This window comes from Tessaracoccus yangjingae (assembly GCF_054483935.1).
Window position 1 is genome coordinate 2,695,288 of record NZ_CM137014.1, and the last position, 14,411, is coordinate 2,709,698.

Sequence of the window (14,411 nt, forward strand, 5' to 3'; positions counted from 1 at the left end):
GCGCTAGTTGAGGTTCGGATCCTCGGTCCACGTGGACCATCGGCCTGTGGCTCCCCCCACGCGGCGCAGCACCCGCCGCCAGAGACCGTCCGGGTGGCCGAAGACGTCTTCGGTGCGCGCCGGGACCCGGAACCAGGATCCCCGGATCAGCTCGCTCTGCAGCTGCCCCGCAGCCCACCCCGACAACCCCACGAAGAGCCGCAGCTGGTTGAACGACGCGGCCATCAGCTCGGGCGGGAAGTTGAGATCGACGACGCCGATGTCCCCGACGACCCGCTCCCACCCGGGCGGGGGCGAGTCCGGTGTGGCGGGCTCGCCCAGCGCGATGGCGACATCCGGGTTCACCGGCCCGCCCTCGAAGACGCGTGCGGGGTGGCTCAGATGGTCCCGGAAGCTCTCCTGGATGCTTGCGGCGGGCAAATCCGAGAGCAGGTTCAGGCACACGCCCAGGCTGCCCTCGTTGTTGTGCTCGAGCAGCAGCACGACGGTGCGATCGAAGTAGCCGCCGCGCCCCGGTTGGTTGGCGACCAGCAGCTGCCCGACGGCGACCGCTCCAGTGTGCATCACGGCCACCACTCTATCCGCCGCGAAACGACGACGTGCCCACCTGAGGGAGGCAGGCGGGCACGTCGTCGTGGAGGGGGTGGAAGTGATGGATCTCCCCCACGGGGCTCCTACAAGGCATGGGCCGAGCGAATCCAGGTACCGCCACGTGGCACGGACCGGTTGGCGGCCTGCCCCAGCTCACGGCGCGCTACGAGGACTCACCCGCGAGACTCTGTTCGAGCGTCCGAAGGGTCAGCCACTATTGAACGTTCGTCGCCCTGCCCGTTCAGCGAACCGGTCGAGCGCCGAGAGCCGGTCCAGGACGGTCCAGACCCTGACACCACCGATCGGCTTCTCGACGCGTATCACGCCGTTCGCGGCCGGACGGTCGAGTATCCGGTAGACGCTGGGCACCGCTACTCCAAGCTCGGCCACCATCTCGGCGGTGAACGCCGGCTCGGCCGAACACAGATCCGCGACCTTCATCAGGTTCGCAGTCCGTCGGTCAGCCGTAGCGAAAATGCGGTCGCGGAGATCGAAGATGTCAGAACGCAAATGAGAGAACCCTAGCTCGTTACTCTCATTAGCAGCCCTGTTGAGAACACGACAGAAACGCACTCTCACTACCAGCGGAACCTAGGTACCGCCTCTGGGCCCAAGTCCGCCCCTGTGCGCCCTCTTCTCTGCCCGAGGGCCGATCCGATGAACGCCCCTGACAAGGAAAAAGGGGCCGTCAGCGAACTGACGGCCCCAGGGGGTGGAGGTGGCGGGAATTGAACCCGCGTCCTCGAGAGATGAACCAGGGCTTCTCCGGGTGCAGCTGACTACTCGTTCTACTCGGCTCCTGCACTCACGTCAGCATGTCGCAGACGAGCCCAGCTCCAGTAAAGTCCCGAGCTACCCCTGAAACACAGGTGGCTCAGCAAGCCTTCTGAATGAGGCCAGGAACCGGACGGAAGGCACGTCCGGACTGACCGTTCGATCACTGATCAGGCAGCGAGAGCGAACTGTGCGCGGTTGTTTTCGGCACTTATTGGTTTCCATGCGGCGTTTACGAGATAAGCATGGATCCTCGACCCGCTTCCCCTGGAACTACCGTCCCAAGTCGAAACCAGTCACCCCCCTGTTGAGTTGTACTCACCCATGATAGCGCGTCTGCGGCAGCTGGCCGCGCGGCGGCCGGGGCCGCGCGAGCAGCACCTTCTCGAACCCCCCGGTGCCCGACTGCCCGTTGAACGCACGGACGCTGGCGGTAAGCGTCGCGGCGAACCACACCAGCCACACCAGGCCCATGAGCTCGGTGAGCCCGAAGATCAGTCCCACCACCATGGCCGCGAAGCCGGCCACGATCATCGTGACCTGAAGGCTGAGCGCGCGCGCCGCCTCCCACCAGACGCGGGAACAGGGGGTGGCGACGGCCTTGACCACGGCCGGGCCGACGAAGGACGTGAAAAGCCCGGAGAGCTGGGTCAGGCCCGCTCCGACGTTGTCGGCCGGCGCGGGGAGGCCTGGGGCCTGGGGCCGCAACGCCGCCGGCGCGATCCGGGCCAGGCCCACCAGGGCCCGGTTCAGTTCCGCCCGATCGCGAGCGCCCAGCGCCTGGTCCAACCGCCGGTCCAGATCCGCCTCGTTCAGCTGCCCGGTCGCGTAGCACGCCTGGAGGTGCGCCACGGCGCGGTCACGTGCCGCCTCGCTGATCTGGGTGTTCGGGTGCTGGGGATAAGCGCTCATGGCTCCAGTGTCCTCCCCGCTCGCGGCTCAGCACACCGGGAAGCTCCCTGAGCCGACCCCTATTCACCCCCGGTTGTAGCGGTTTCGGCTGGCGAGCGCGCGCTCGGCCTCCCGCTTGGCGTCCCGCTCCGCGAGGGCGTGGCGCTTGTCCCAGTCCTTCTTGCCGGTGGCGACGGCGATCTCGACCTTCGCGTACCCGTCGTTGAAGTAGATCGACAGCGGGACGAGGGTCTTGCTCGAGCCCTCCAACTCCCGGGCGATCTTGGCGATCTCCTTGCGGTGCAGCAGGAGCTTGCGCGTGCGGCGGGCGGAGTGGTTGCGCCAGGTACCGAACTCGTACTCCGGGATGTGGGCATTGATGAGCCACGCCTCGCCGTGCTCGTCGACCGTGGCGTAGGCATCGAGAAGGGTGGCACGCCCGGCGCGCAGCGTCTTGACCTCAGTGCCGGTCAACACGAGCCCGGCCTCGTACACGTCACCGATGAGGTAGTCGTGCCGGGCCTTCTTGTTCTGCGCGATCAGCTTGCGTCCGGTCTCCCTGGGCATTCGACCAGTATGTCACGCGTCAGCCGAACCACCGTGCCATCGGGTTCACCACCGAACCGTTCTCCCACACCATGAGGTGCAGGTGGCAGCCTGTGGAGTATCCGGTGTTGCCGACGTAGCCGATCACCTGGCCCCGGGACACACGCTGACCGACACCTACGATGTAGCGCGAGGCATGGTTGTAGCCGGTGGTCACGTAGTCACCGTCCACGCGGCCATGGTCGATCATGAGGCGGTTGCCGTAGCCGGAGTTGTAGTAGCGCTCGGAGACGGTCCCGGCGGCTGCCGCACGGATGGGCGTGCCGCAGGCCGCACCGAAGTCGGTACCGTCGTGGAGCTTCCAGTATCCGAGGACGGGGTGCAGCCGCATGCCGTACCGCGACGTGATCCTCGCCGGAACGGGGTACATGAAGCTCGTCGACGTGGCCGCGCTCGCCTTGGCGGGGGCCGCTGCCGGGGCGGAGGTCTTGGCGGGCGATCCCGAGGACGCCTGGGTCTTGGCTGCGGCCTCCCGGGCAGCCTTCTCAGCCGCTGCCTTGGCCGCAGCGGCCTTCTCCGCCGCCGCCTTCTCTGCGGCTGCCTTCTTCTCGGCTGCGATCCTGGCCTGGATCCGCTTCTCGACGGCGGCGCTCTCCTGCGCCAGCGCCGCCTGCCGCTGCTCCTCGGACGCCAGCTGGCTCTCCGCCGTCTGCTCCGCGTCGCGGGTCTCTGCCACGAGCCTCTCCACCTGGGCCCGAAGGTCCGCTGCCGCCTCCGTCGCGGCCTGGCTCGCCTGCAGCTGCGCCGCGGCCGCGGCCCGGGCTGCAGCCGCCTCATCCTCGGCGGCATCCGCGGCGGCCTGCGCGTCCTCGAGCATGAGCCGGCGCATCTCCAGCTCGTCGAGCTGACGGGCGGAGGAGTCGAACAGCGTGTGCGCGAGCTGCGCGCGCTGGTTGAGGTTCGACACCGTCACGTCGGAGAACAGCATCGCGAGGTTGAGCAGCCCGTGGTTCTGTTGGGTGGTGACGAGGATCTCCTCGTCGAGGCGCCGGTTGACGGAATCGAGCGCCGCCATCGCGGCTGCGACATCCGCCTTGGCCTGCTCGAGCCGGTGCTCGGCCTCTGCCAGTTCGGCAGCGCGCCGCTCGTCGAGCGCGTGGGCCTCACGCTCCGCGGACTCCGCCTCAGCGAGGCGCGCCTCTGCCGAGGCGAGCTCGCCACGTGCGGTGTCGTGGGCCTGGACGGCGGACGCGAGTGCTGCGTTGGCGTCCTCGACGGCCTCGGACTGCTGGGCCATCTGCTGCTGCAGCTCGGACTTCCGGTCGTCGAGTTCGTCGGCCGCGGACCACGTCGTCAGGGAGGCGGTCAGGCAGAGGGCGGCGAGCGAGGCGACGATGCCTCGGGCGATGCGGGTGGTCAGTGGGCGATGATCGGTGGAAAGGGGGGGAAGCTCCCGTTTCACGCTTGTCACTCCTTCGTGCTGCTAGACGCGCAGGTACTTTCTGGTTGCCAGCAGTGTGGGAATGACCGACAAGGCGATCCCCACCGCCGCAATGGCAAGAATGGCAGTGACCAGGTCACCCCAACCAATCCACGGTAAAGCGGTGATTGAGGTTTGCGCGTTCTGCACGATCACCACCCAGTACCCCAGAGTGAGCGCCCCCGCCGCCAGCACGATGCCGATGACCCCTGCCACCAGCGATTCGAGCAGGAATGGGAGGAGGATGTAGAGATTGGACGCTCCCACCAGACGCATGATCCCGATCTCACGCCGGCGGGTGAAGGCGGCCATCCTGATGGTGTTGGCGATCTGGAGGGATGCGGCCAGCAGCAGCAGCAGGCTCATCGTGATGGTGGCCCATTGGAGCGCGGCCAGCCACTTGAACATCGGCTCGAGAACCGTGTGGAGGTCCTGCACGTTCTGCACCCCTTGGAGGCCCCGGGCTTCGCTCACCACCCCGGCGTAGTTCTCGGGGTTGACCAGGCTCACGCGGAACGAGTCCTGCATGTCCTCGGCGGTGCGGGAGGCGACGACAGGCGAGTCCGCGAAGACACGCTGGAACTCCTCGAACGCCGCCTCCTTGCTCTCGTAGACCACCTCGCTGACCTCGGGGTTGGCCGCGAGTGTCTCCTGGATCTGGTCCCGCTGGGCCTCGGTGGTGGCCTTTCCTGCTTCGCACCGCCCACCCTGCGTGTTCTCGGTGCACAGGAACACGGAGATCTCGATCTTGTCGTAGAGGCTCCGCTTGGCCAGGTCCACCTCCATGGACGTGAGCAGCCCCGCACCGAGGAGCGAGAGTGAGACGCCCATCGTGACGATGACCGCGATGGTCATCGCAAGGTTGCGCTTGAGCCCTGACCAGGTCTCGCGTAGTGAATGCCGCATTGTCTCTCCTGCCCTACGCCGTGCCGTAGATGCCCTTGGCCTGGTCGCGCACGAGCTCGCCTTCGCGGAGCTCGAGCACCCGGCGGCGCATCTGGTCGACGATGGACGAGTCGTGGGTGGCCATGATCACGGTGGTGTCGGCCTTGTTGATCCGGTCGAGCAGCTTCATGATGCCCACGGAGGTCTCGGGATCCAGGTTTCCGGTGGGCTCGTCGGCGATCAGGATCTTGGGGCGGTTGACGAAGGCCCGGGCGATGGCGACGCGCTGCTGCTCGCCGCCCGACAGCTCCTCCGACGGGCGGTCGGCCTTGCCGGCCAGCCCGACCAGCTCGAGGGTGTCCGGCACGATGCTGCGGATCTCGCGGGCCGGCCTCCCGATCACCTGGAGCGCGAAGGCGACGTTCTCGAACACCGTCTTGCCCGGGAGGAGGCGGAAGTCCTGGAACACGGTGCCGATCTGCCGCCTGAGCGCCGGGACCTTCCACTGGTTCATCGTGGTGAGGTTCTTGCCGGCCACGTACAGCGTCCCCTTGGTGGGCCGGTACTCCCGCAGGATGAGCCGGATGAAGGTGGTCTTGCCGGACCCCGACTGACCCACGAGGAACACGAACTCACCGCGCCCGATCTCCAGGTTGATGTTGCGCAGAGCGGCGCGCTCCTGCCCTGGGTAGAACTTGGTGACGTCCTCGAACGTGATCACGCGATACTCCGACGGTGTGGGGAAGATCCTGAGAAACTCTCAGTTGCACAGCGAGTGTAGATCACCGCCACAAGCCCCGCCTAACGCGACACGCGACCGGACCGGTCAGGCGTCGAGGCCCGCCTTCATGCGCCAACGGATCCCCGCGTCGATGAAACCGTCGATGTCGCCGTCGAAGACCGCCTCGGGGTTGCCCACCTCGTGCTCCGTGCGCAGGTCCTTGACCATCTGGTACGGGTTCATCACGTAGGAGCGCATCTGCGCCCCCCACGAGTTCCCGCCGTCGCTCTTCAACGCGTTGAGCTCCTTCTCGCGGTCCTGTCGGACCCTCTCCAGGAGCCTCGACTGCAGAACGCGCAGGGCGGCCGCCTTGTTCTGGAGCTGGGACTTCTCGTTCTGGCAGCTGACGACGATCCCGGTGGGGAGGTGCGTGATGCGCACGGCCGAGTCCGTGGTGTTGACCGACTGGCCGCCGGGACCGGAGGAACGGAAGACGTCGATCCGGAGTTCGGCCTCGGGGATGTCGATGTGGTCCGTCTCCTCGGTGACGGGCAGGACCTCGACGCCGGCGAAGGAGGTCTGGCGACGGCCCTGGTTGTCGAACGGCGAGATGCGGACCAGACGATGCGTGCCCTGCTCGACGGAGAGCGTGCCGTAGGCGAAGGGCGCCTTCACCGCGAAGGTGGCCGACTTGAGGCCGGCCTCCTCCGCATAGGAGGTGTCGTAGATCTCGGTGGGATAGCCGTGCCGGTCCGCCCACCTCAGGTACATGCGCATCAGCATCTCCGCGAAGTCGGCGGCGTCGACGCCGCCGGCCTCCGCGCGGATGGTGACGAGGGCCTCGCGCGAGTCGTAGTCGCCGGAGAGCAGTGTGCGCACCTCGAGCGCCTCGATGTCCCCCGCCAGCTTGCGCAGGTCCCTGGCGACCTCGTCGCGCGCCTCGGCATCGCCCTCGTCCTCGGCCATCTGCACCATGAGCTCTGCGTCCTCGAGCCGGGACCGGAGGCTGACCAGCCGGTCCACCTCCCCCTGCTTCGCGGAGAGTTGAGAGGTCACACGCTGGGCGTTGTCCTGGTTGTCCCACAGGTCGGGCGCGGCCACCTCGTCCTCGAGGGACGCGATCTCGGCGCGCAGCTTCTCGAGGTCCGCGACCGCCTCGATCGAGCTGAGTGAGCGACCGAGGTCTGACAGGAGCTGGGAGAGGTCATCGTGAGCCACGATCGACCATCCTACCGTCAGTTGAGGAGCCGGAGCCTGCCACAATGGACCCGACGAAGGAAGAGGGTGCCATGGGTGCGACCAAGGACAGGCTGAAGCGGGACCTCGCAGCCGCGCTGCGCGCGAAGGATGAGGCCGCGAAGACCACCATCCGCATGGTCATGGCGGCTATCGGTGTGGAGGAGGTGGCCGGCGCCACCGCCCGTGAGCTCAGCGACGCCGAGGAGTTGGCCGTCGTGGCCAGGGAGATGCGCAAGCGCAGGGAGTCGGCCGCCACCTACGCCGAGGCGGGCCGTGAGGATCTGGCGGGCAGGGAGACCTCCGAGGCGGAGTTCATCGCCGGCTACCTCCCGACGCCCCTGACTCACCAGCAGTTGGAGCAGATGGTCGACGAAGAGGTCGGCAGGCTCGGCGAGACGCCGACGATGAAGCACATGGGGTCACTGGTCAAGGCCGTGACCGCGCGGGCCGAGGGTCGGGCCGAGGGCAAGACCATCGCGTCGCTCGTGCGCGCGAGGCTGGGCTGACGCCCTCCCCGCCGTCGCTGTACCGTGAGTGTGCCCACCCCTGCGGCATTGGCTAGGGTTGGGTTCCGCCGGGGCGCATAGCTCAGTTGGTTAGAGCACCTGCCTTACAAGCAGGGAGTCGGGGGTTCGAGTCCCTCTGCGCCCACACACCGCGGGAGGAGGCACCATGACCACCGGTCGACGTGCCCTGCCTGAGGATGTCCACCACCCCGTCGACTCGACGGCGCCTCGGCGCGGGGCAGACCCCGCCCCTTCCCAGCACGTCACCCTGGGTCCCAGGCACGGCATTGAGTATCCCGAACCGGACACCGACACGCGCCGCGCCTGGCTGGCCATCGGGCTCCTGGGGATTGTCATGGCGGTGGCGATCGCCGCGCTCTACCTCGTGGTCGGGGGTCGTGGCGCCACCACCGCGCCGTCGAGCCCGTCGGCGTCCACGAGTGCGCCCGCGGAGTCGGCCACGCCCGCCGCGACTCAGGACGGCTCCACGTCCGGCACGCCAACCCCCCTCGAATCGCCCTCCCCCACCCCTTCGGCCCCCGCATCACCCCTGGTCCTCGACCTCGGAGACGTCACGCTCGTCGTTCCCGAGGGGTGGGAGCTCTACGCCGACGAGGTGGTCCAGGACGGCCGTCGACTCGTGCGGGTGCGCGAACCGCTCTCCGACACCCGGGTGCAGGCAGTCACCCTCACCACCGTCGGCGCCGACCTCGCCCAGGCGTGCCGGGACCTGGTGACGGATCAGCAGCAGGCCTTCACAGGGGTCGCGGAGTCGGTCGTGGTCGATGTGCCGATGACCGGAGCGGCCAGCGGCGCGTCCTGCGCGTTCACGGGGACGCGGACGGAGGACGGCGTCGCGGCGAAGGTGGAGTTCACGCTGATCAGGCGCGAGGCGGACAGCCAGACGCTCATCTTCCGCGACACCGTGCCATCGGCCGTCCCCGCATCGGCGGAGGTCCTTGCCCAACTGGCCGTCATGGAATGCGCGGCCGCCGAGACCTTCGGCGTGGTCGTGACCAGCTGTCAGGGGTGAGGATCGGGCCCTACTCCTGGCCGGGGCGCCTGCTCAGCTTGTCGAAGACCGACCGCAAGGCGGTCCACCACTGCTCCTTCGGGCGCTGCAGCTCCCAGTCCATCGCGTCGGTCACCATGCGCAGCGGCGCCATCAGGCCCGGCGTCGGGCTGTGGGCGGCCACGTACGTGGTGCTGCCGTCCCGCAGCTGCTGGTCCAGGTTCACCACGGCCTGATACGCCAGCCGCGTGGCGTTGATCCGGTCGAAGGGCGAGGGATTCCCACCCTGCTGGATATGTCCGATGACCGCCTGACGCACGGAGTAGAGACCGTGGCCCTCGGCCTCGAACATCTTGGCCAGCACGTCCGAGGTGTAGTGCTGGCTCGTCTCCTCGCCCATCACCGCCAGGTAGAAGCTGCGCCCGGTCTCGAAGGCATCGACCAGCGCCTCCACGTCGCTCGACAGCTGATCGAGTGTGATGCCGGTCTCCGGGAGGTAGGCCTTCTCCGCGCCGCCGGCGATGCCGCCGACGAGCGGGAGGAAGCCACAGGTGCGGCCCATCGTCTCGACGACGAACGCCCGCTTGCTCGCCGACGCCGACATGCGCACCATGTCGATGGAGTTCACGACCGTGTTGAGCGCCGTGTCTGCGCCCACCGCCATCGGCCAGCCCGGGAGGTTGTTGTCGATGCTGGCCGGGAGGACCGCGACTGGGATGTTGAACGCCGGGTAGCGGCGCCGTTCCCGCTCCATCAGGTCGACGGTGGCATAGGCATGGAAACCGCCCATGACCAGCAGCGCGTCGATCCGGTTCTCCTCCAGGGAGCGCGCCATCTGGTAGAGCTCGCTCTCCTGCGCCACGTAGCGGCGGGTGCCGAACGAGGCGCCGCCGGTGTGCGCCATGCCCTCGACGTCCGACCACTCCACCTCGCGGAAGTCCCCGTTGATGAGGCCGGGAACGCCGCCCTGGATGGCGACCATCTGGTGGCCGAGGTCCAGGCCCGACCTGACCGCGACGCGGGCGAGCTGATTCATGCCGGGGGCGAGCGCACCCGCATGCATGACCGCGATGCGCTTGGCGCTGGCGGAGGGCGCGACGCTCGGCTTCGCCTCCGACAGCATGCGGTAGATGTCGATCATCGTGGTGAACCCGTGGCCGCGCGCCGAGACGGCGGACTGGTACTCGCCCGAGGCGATGTACTCGCTGATCCGATGGGTGGCCTCGACGGCCTCGAGGAGGGGGGTCCCCGCGACGCCGTCGCGCCGCACCCCGACGAGCACCGGCTCGCTCTCATCGTCCGCGTCGAGAACACGTCGAACCGCCTCGACCCCGCACGCCGTCGCCATCCACCGGTCGTAGGCCGAGGGCGTGCCGCCGCGCTGCACGTGGCCGAGGATCGTGATCCTGGCCTCCTCACCGGCGCGCTCCCGGAGGACCGCCTGGATCCGGTCCGCCGTGATGGGTGCGCCGTCGCGGTCCGCCGCGCCCTCGGCGACCACCAGGATCGAGTCCCGCCGTCCGGCCGCGCGGCCTCGCGCGAGCACCTCGACCATGCGGTCCTCCCAACCGGGGCGGGGCGGCGACTCCGGCAGGAACGTGTAGTCGGCGCCGCCCGCGATCGCGCTCATGAGCGCCAGGTAGCCGCAGTGTCGGCCCATGACTTCAACGATGAAGGTGCGCCGGTGCGACTCGGCGGTCGAGCTGATGGCATCGATGGCCTCGGTGATGCGATGCAGCGCGGAGTCCGTGCCGATGGTCATGTCCGTGCCGACCATGTCGTTGTCGATGGATCCCACCATGCCGGCGATGTGCAGCCTGGGGTGGGCCTGCGCCTGCTCCCGGGTGATCCGCCCGGCCTCGGCCAACTCGGCAACGTACGTGGGCCAGGCCACGCACAGGTTGCGGGCTCCTGTCAGCGAGCCGTCGCCGCCGATGACGATCAGCCTGTCGATGCCACACTGGATGAGGTTCTGGGTCGCGGTCAGCTGCCCCTCTCGGGTCCGGAACTCCATCGACCTGGCGGTGCCGATGACGGTCCCGCCCTTGTTCAGGATCCCTGACACGTCGCTCCAGCCGAGGTGGGCGATGTGGCTCCCACCCTCGATGGCACCCTGCCATCCCTCACGGATGGCGAAGACCTCGGCGCCCTCGTGGATGCCGGTGCGCACGATGGCACGCACCGCGGCGTTCATGCCCTGGGCATCGCCGCCTGAGGTCATGACGCCGATGCGCGTGGTCACTTGCGGGCGCCCTTGGGACGGACGACCTTCGTGGCCTGCCAGTCCGCGCCCACGTTCGCCGTCTTTGTCAGCGACAGTCCGGCGATGGTGACACCCTCGGCCACCGAGCTCGGACCGATGAAGCCGGGCCTGCCGACCTTCGGGGTGAGCAGCCAGATGTAGCCGGAGTCGGTGAGGTCTGTCAGCGCGTCGACGAGACCGTCGACCACGTCGCCGTCCTCGTCGCGCCACCAGAGGATGACGACGTCCACGGCCTCGATGGGCTCCTCGATCATCTCGCCGTCGATGATGTCCATGATGTCGTCGCGGAGGACCGCGTCGACATCCTCATCCCATCCGAGCTCCTGCACCACCAACCCGGATTCCAGTCCCAGGAGGTCCGCCCCGGTCACTCCTTCGTTGCTCGATGCGAGGCCCTTGCCTTCTGTGTTCTCCACGTGCCAAGCCTGCCAGATGGCCCGGTTTCTCGCATCACACCCCCGCAATAGCTGAGACCAGGCCCTTTCGACGGCTGTGGGCGGCCCAGGTACGCACCTGGGCCGCCCATCCGCTCGACGACTGACGAAGAAGACTACCTACGCGTCGCCCCCTGCGTTGCCGGAGGATCCGGCCGTGACGTCGTTCAGCCGGTACTTGGCCGCCGCCTCGGTGGCCCATTCCCGCGGCACCTCGCCCGCCGCCGCCAGGCGCTGGAGGACCGCCACCGCGACGGAGGGGCCGTCGATGTTGTAGAACCTGCGGGCGGCGGCGCGGGTGTCGGAGAAGCCGAAGCCGTCTGCGCCGAGGGTCATGTAGTCCCCCGGAACCCACTGGCGGATCTGATCGGGGACCGCACGCATGTAGTCCGAGACCGCGACCACGGGCCCGGCGGCGTCGGCCAGCTTCTCCTCCACCCAGGTGCGGCCGTGGTCGCCGAACGGGTCGGCGAACTTCCGCTCGTCCATCTCCAGCCCCTCCCGGCGGAGCTCGCCCCAGGAGGTGACGCTCCACACGTCGGCCACGATCCCGAAGTCGTCCTTGAGGAGCTGCTGGGCCTCCAGCGCCCACGGCATCGCGACGCCCGAGGCGAGGATCTGCGCGCGGCGCGCGTCCGCCCCCACCCCGTCGAAGCTGCCGACCCGGTAGAGGTACATGCCCCGGAGGATGCCCTCCACCTCGACGCCCTGCGGTTCGGCGGGCTGGACGAGCGGCTCGTTGTAGACCGTCAGGTAGTAGATGACGTTCTCGGGATCCTCGCCGTACATGCGGCGGAGACCGTCCTTGACGATGTGGGCGATCTCGTAGCCGTAGGCGGGATCGTAGGAGACGACGGCGGTGTTGGTGGAGGCGAGGATCGGCGAGTGCCCGTCCATGTGCTGCGTGCCCTCGCCCGTCAGCGTCGTCCGGCCGGCCGTTGCCCCGATCAGGAAGCCGCGCGACAGCTGGTCCGCGGCCGCCCAGATGGCGTCTCCGGTGCGCTGGAAGCCGAACATGGAGTAGAACACGTAGAGCGGCACCATGGGCTCACCGTGGGTGGAGTAGGAGGATCCGGCCGCCGTGAACGCGCCCATCGATCCGGCCTCGTTGATGCCGGTGTGCAGGATCTGCCCCGTCTTCGACTCGCGGTAGCTCAGGAAGAGCTCGTTGTCCACCGGCGTGTAGTTCTGGCCGTGCGGGTTGTAGATCTTGATGGTGGGGAAGAACGCGTCCATCCCGAAGGTGCGGGCCTCGTCGGGGATGATCGGCACCACGCGGGGGGCGAACTCCTTGTCCCGCATGAGGTCCTTGAGCAGCCGCACGAACGCCATGGTGGTGGCCACCTGCTGATTGCCCGAGCCCTTGCGCGACGACTCGTAGGCCTTGTCTGCGGGCAGCGAGATGAACTTGCGGTCCCCGCGGCGCTCGGGCAGGTAGCCGCCGAGCTCGCGACGCCGGTCCTGCAGGTACCGGATCCGGGGATCGTCCTGGCCGGGGTGGATGTACGGCGGCCGGTAGGGGTCCGCCTCGAGCTGTTCGTCGGTGACCGGGACATCGACCCGGTCCCGGAAGGCCTTCAGATCGTCCAGCGCCAGCTTCTTCATCTGGTGGGTGGCGTTGCGCCCGGCGAAGTGCTTGCCGAGGAAGTAGCCCTTGATGGTGTGGGCCAGGATCACCGTCGGGGCGCCGGTGAACTCCGCCGCCGCCTTGTAGGCCGAATACACCTTGGTGTAATCGTGACCGCCGCGCGTGAGGCGCCAGATCTCCTCGTCCGACCAGTCCTTGACCATGGCGGCCGTCCGCGGGTCCCGACCGAAGAAGTGCTTGCGCACGTACGCGCCGTCGTTGGCCTTGAACGTCTGGAAGTCGCCGTCGGTGGTGGCGTTCATGAGGTTGACCAACGCGCCCTCCGAGTCGTTGGCCAGGAGCGGGTCCCAGCCGCGGCCCCACACGACCTTGATCACGTTCCAGCCCGCGCCGCGGAAGAACGCCTCGAGCTCCTGCATGATCTTGCCGTTGCCGCGGACGGGACCGTCCAGGCGCTGGAGGTTGCAGTTGACGACGAACGTCAGGTTGTCCAGCTCGTCGTTGGCGGCCAGCTGGAGGACGCCGCGCGACTCCACCTCGTCCATCTCACCGTCGCCCAGGAAGGCCCACACCCGTTGCTGCGACGTGTCCTTGATGCCCCGGTTGTGGAGGTACCGGTTGAACTGCGCCTGGTAGACGGCGTTGAGGGGGCCGAGTCCCATCGACACTGTCGGGAACTCCCAGAAGCTCTCGAACTGCCGGGGGTGCGGGTAGCTGGGCAGGGCGCGCAGTTCGCCGTCGACGAAGTGGGAGTGCTCCTGACGGAAGCCGTCGAGGTCATCCTGCTGGAGGCGGCCCTCCAGGAACGCCCGGGCGTACATGCCCGGGGACGCGTGCCCCTGGAAGAAGATCTGATCGCCGCCACCGGGGTGGTCCTTGCCGCGGAAGAAGTGGTTGAACCCCACTTCGTACAGCGTGGCGGAGGAGGCGTAGGACGCGATGTGGCCGCCGACGCCGACACCGGGGCGCTGGGCCCGGTGGACCATGACGGCGGCGTTCCAGCGGAGGAGCCGCCGGATGCCACGCTCAAGGTTCTCGTCGCCCGGGAACGCGGGCTCATTGACCGCCGGGATGGTGTTGACGTAGTCGGTCCCGGTCAGCGACGGGACACCGATGTGCCGCTCACGAGCGCGCTCGAGGAGCTTCAGCATCACATAGCGGGCCCTGTTGCGGCCGCCGGCGTCGATCACCCCGTCGAGCGACTCGAGCCATTCGGCGGTCTCCGCCGCGTCGATGTCGGGCAGATTGGTGGGCAGACCGTTGAGGATCGGTCCGGCCTCGTTCTGGCTCACGAAAGTTCCTCTCGAAGAAAGATCGAACGGCACGCGCCGATGGGTCCCATGCCGGATGCCCAACCCTAGCGCGATGAGAGCGGTGATGGTCGGGCCCGCTCAAGGCGGCCGTGTCCGGGTCCGCGGGGCCCCACATTGACGCCGTCTGTCCGCGTGCCTTGCGATACTGCGAGAATCGGGGCAGTGGAC

13 protein-coding genes, 1 tRNA gene and 1 other RNA gene are annotated in these 14,411 nt (G+C 68.4%); 3 read left to right on the forward strand and 12 right to left on the reverse strand.

Features of this window, described 5'->3' with window-relative positions; translation table 11 throughout:
- Positions 1-3: 3 nt before the first annotated feature.
- The 9 genes from ACX1D3_RS12135 to prfB all read right to left on the reverse strand — a co-directional run bounded on the left by ACX1D3_RS12135 (position 4) and on the right by prfB (position 7,106).
- Complete coding sequence (locus ACX1D3_RS12135) at positions 4-564, reverse strand: YqgE/AlgH family protein (protein ID WP_458996542.1); 561 nt, start codon at positions 562-564, stop codon at positions 4-6.
- A 234-nt stretch (positions 565-798) separates the two neighbouring features.
- Positions 799-1,101, reverse strand: a complete 303-nt coding sequence (locus ACX1D3_RS12140; RefSeq protein ID WP_458994093.1) for a hypothetical protein — start codon at positions 1,099-1,101, stop codon at positions 799-801.
- A gap of 200 nt (positions 1,102-1,301) precedes the next feature.
- Positions 1,302-1,669: a transfer-messenger RNA gene (ssrA, locus tag ACX1D3_RS12145) on the reverse strand.
- Positions 1,670-1,683: 14 nt separating this feature from the next.
- The gene (locus ACX1D3_RS12150; RefSeq protein WP_458994094.1) at positions 1,684-2,277 is read right to left on the reverse strand and encodes a DUF1707 domain-containing protein; all 594 of its coding nucleotides are present in this window, start codon (positions 2,275-2,277) and stop codon (positions 1,684-1,686) included.
- Positions 2,278-2,340: 63 nt separating this feature from the next.
- Positions 2,341-2,823, reverse strand: a complete 483-nt coding sequence (gene smpB / locus ACX1D3_RS12155; RefSeq protein ID WP_458994095.1) for an SsrA-binding protein SmpB — start codon at positions 2,821-2,823, stop codon at positions 2,341-2,343.
- 19 nt (positions 2,824-2,842) lie between these two features.
- Positions 2,843-4,264 carry a M23 family metallopeptidase gene (locus ACX1D3_RS12160; RefSeq protein ID WP_458994096.1) on the reverse strand — a complete coding sequence of 474 codons (1,422 nt, stop codon included), beginning with the start codon at positions 4,262-4,264 and terminating at the stop codon, positions 2,843-2,845.
- A gap of 21 nt (positions 4,265-4,285) precedes the next feature.
- Positions 4,286-5,188 carry a permease-like cell division protein FtsX gene (gene ftsX / locus ACX1D3_RS12165; protein ID WP_458994097.1) on the reverse strand — a complete coding sequence of 301 codons (903 nt, stop codon included), beginning with the start codon at positions 5,186-5,188 and terminating at the stop codon, positions 4,286-4,288.
- Positions 5,189-5,201: 13 nt separating this feature from the next.
- Entirely contained in the window at positions 5,202-5,888 is a 687-nt protein-coding gene (gene ftsE, locus ACX1D3_RS12170; protein WP_458994098.1) for a cell division ATP-binding protein FtsE, read from the reverse strand.
- Positions 5,889-5,993: 105 nt separating this feature from the next.
- Positions 5,994-7,106, reverse strand: coding sequence for a peptide chain release factor 2 (gene prfB, locus ACX1D3_RS12175; RefSeq protein ID WP_458994099.1), 1,113 nt, complete (start codon positions 7,104-7,106; stop codon positions 5,994-5,996).
- A gap of 71 nt (positions 7,107-7,177) precedes the next feature.
- Here prfB and ACX1D3_RS12180 point away from each other — a divergent pair, with 71 nt between their 5' ends.
- From ACX1D3_RS12180 to ACX1D3_RS12190, 3 genes are all read left to right on the forward strand, one after another.
- Positions 7,178-7,633, forward strand: coding sequence for a GatB/YqeY domain-containing protein (locus tag ACX1D3_RS12180; protein ID WP_458994100.1), 456 nt, complete (start codon positions 7,178-7,180; stop codon positions 7,631-7,633).
- Between the two features lie 71 nt (positions 7,634-7,704).
- Positions 7,705-7,778, forward strand: a tRNA-Val gene (locus tag ACX1D3_RS12185).
- A 21-nt stretch (positions 7,779-7,799) separates the two neighbouring features.
- On the forward strand, positions 7,800-8,666 hold the full coding sequence (locus ACX1D3_RS12190) for a hypothetical protein (protein ID WP_458994101.1): 867 nt from the start codon (positions 7,800-7,802) through the stop codon (positions 8,664-8,666).
- Positions 8,667-8,676: 10 nt separating this feature from the next.
- Here ACX1D3_RS12190 and ACX1D3_RS12195 read toward each other — a convergent pair whose 3' ends face one another.
- The 3 genes from ACX1D3_RS12195 to aceE form a co-directional block, all read right to left on the reverse strand.
- Complete coding sequence (locus ACX1D3_RS12195) at positions 8,677-10,866, reverse strand: 6-phosphofructokinase (protein WP_458996543.1); 2,190 nt, start codon at positions 10,864-10,866, stop codon at positions 8,677-8,679.
- A 17-nt stretch (positions 10,867-10,883) separates the two neighbouring features.
- Complete coding sequence (locus ACX1D3_RS12200) at positions 10,884-11,324, reverse strand: DUF3052 domain-containing protein (protein ID WP_458994102.1); 441 nt, start codon at positions 11,322-11,324, stop codon at positions 10,884-10,886.
- 138 nt (positions 11,325-11,462) lie between these two features.
- Positions 11,463-14,222 carry a pyruvate dehydrogenase (acetyl-transferring), homodimeric type gene (aceE, locus tag ACX1D3_RS12205; protein ID WP_458994103.1) on the reverse strand — a complete coding sequence of 920 codons (2,760 nt, stop codon included), beginning with the start codon at positions 14,220-14,222 and terminating at the stop codon, positions 11,463-11,465.
- Between the last annotated feature and the right edge of the window lie 189 nt (positions 14,223-14,411).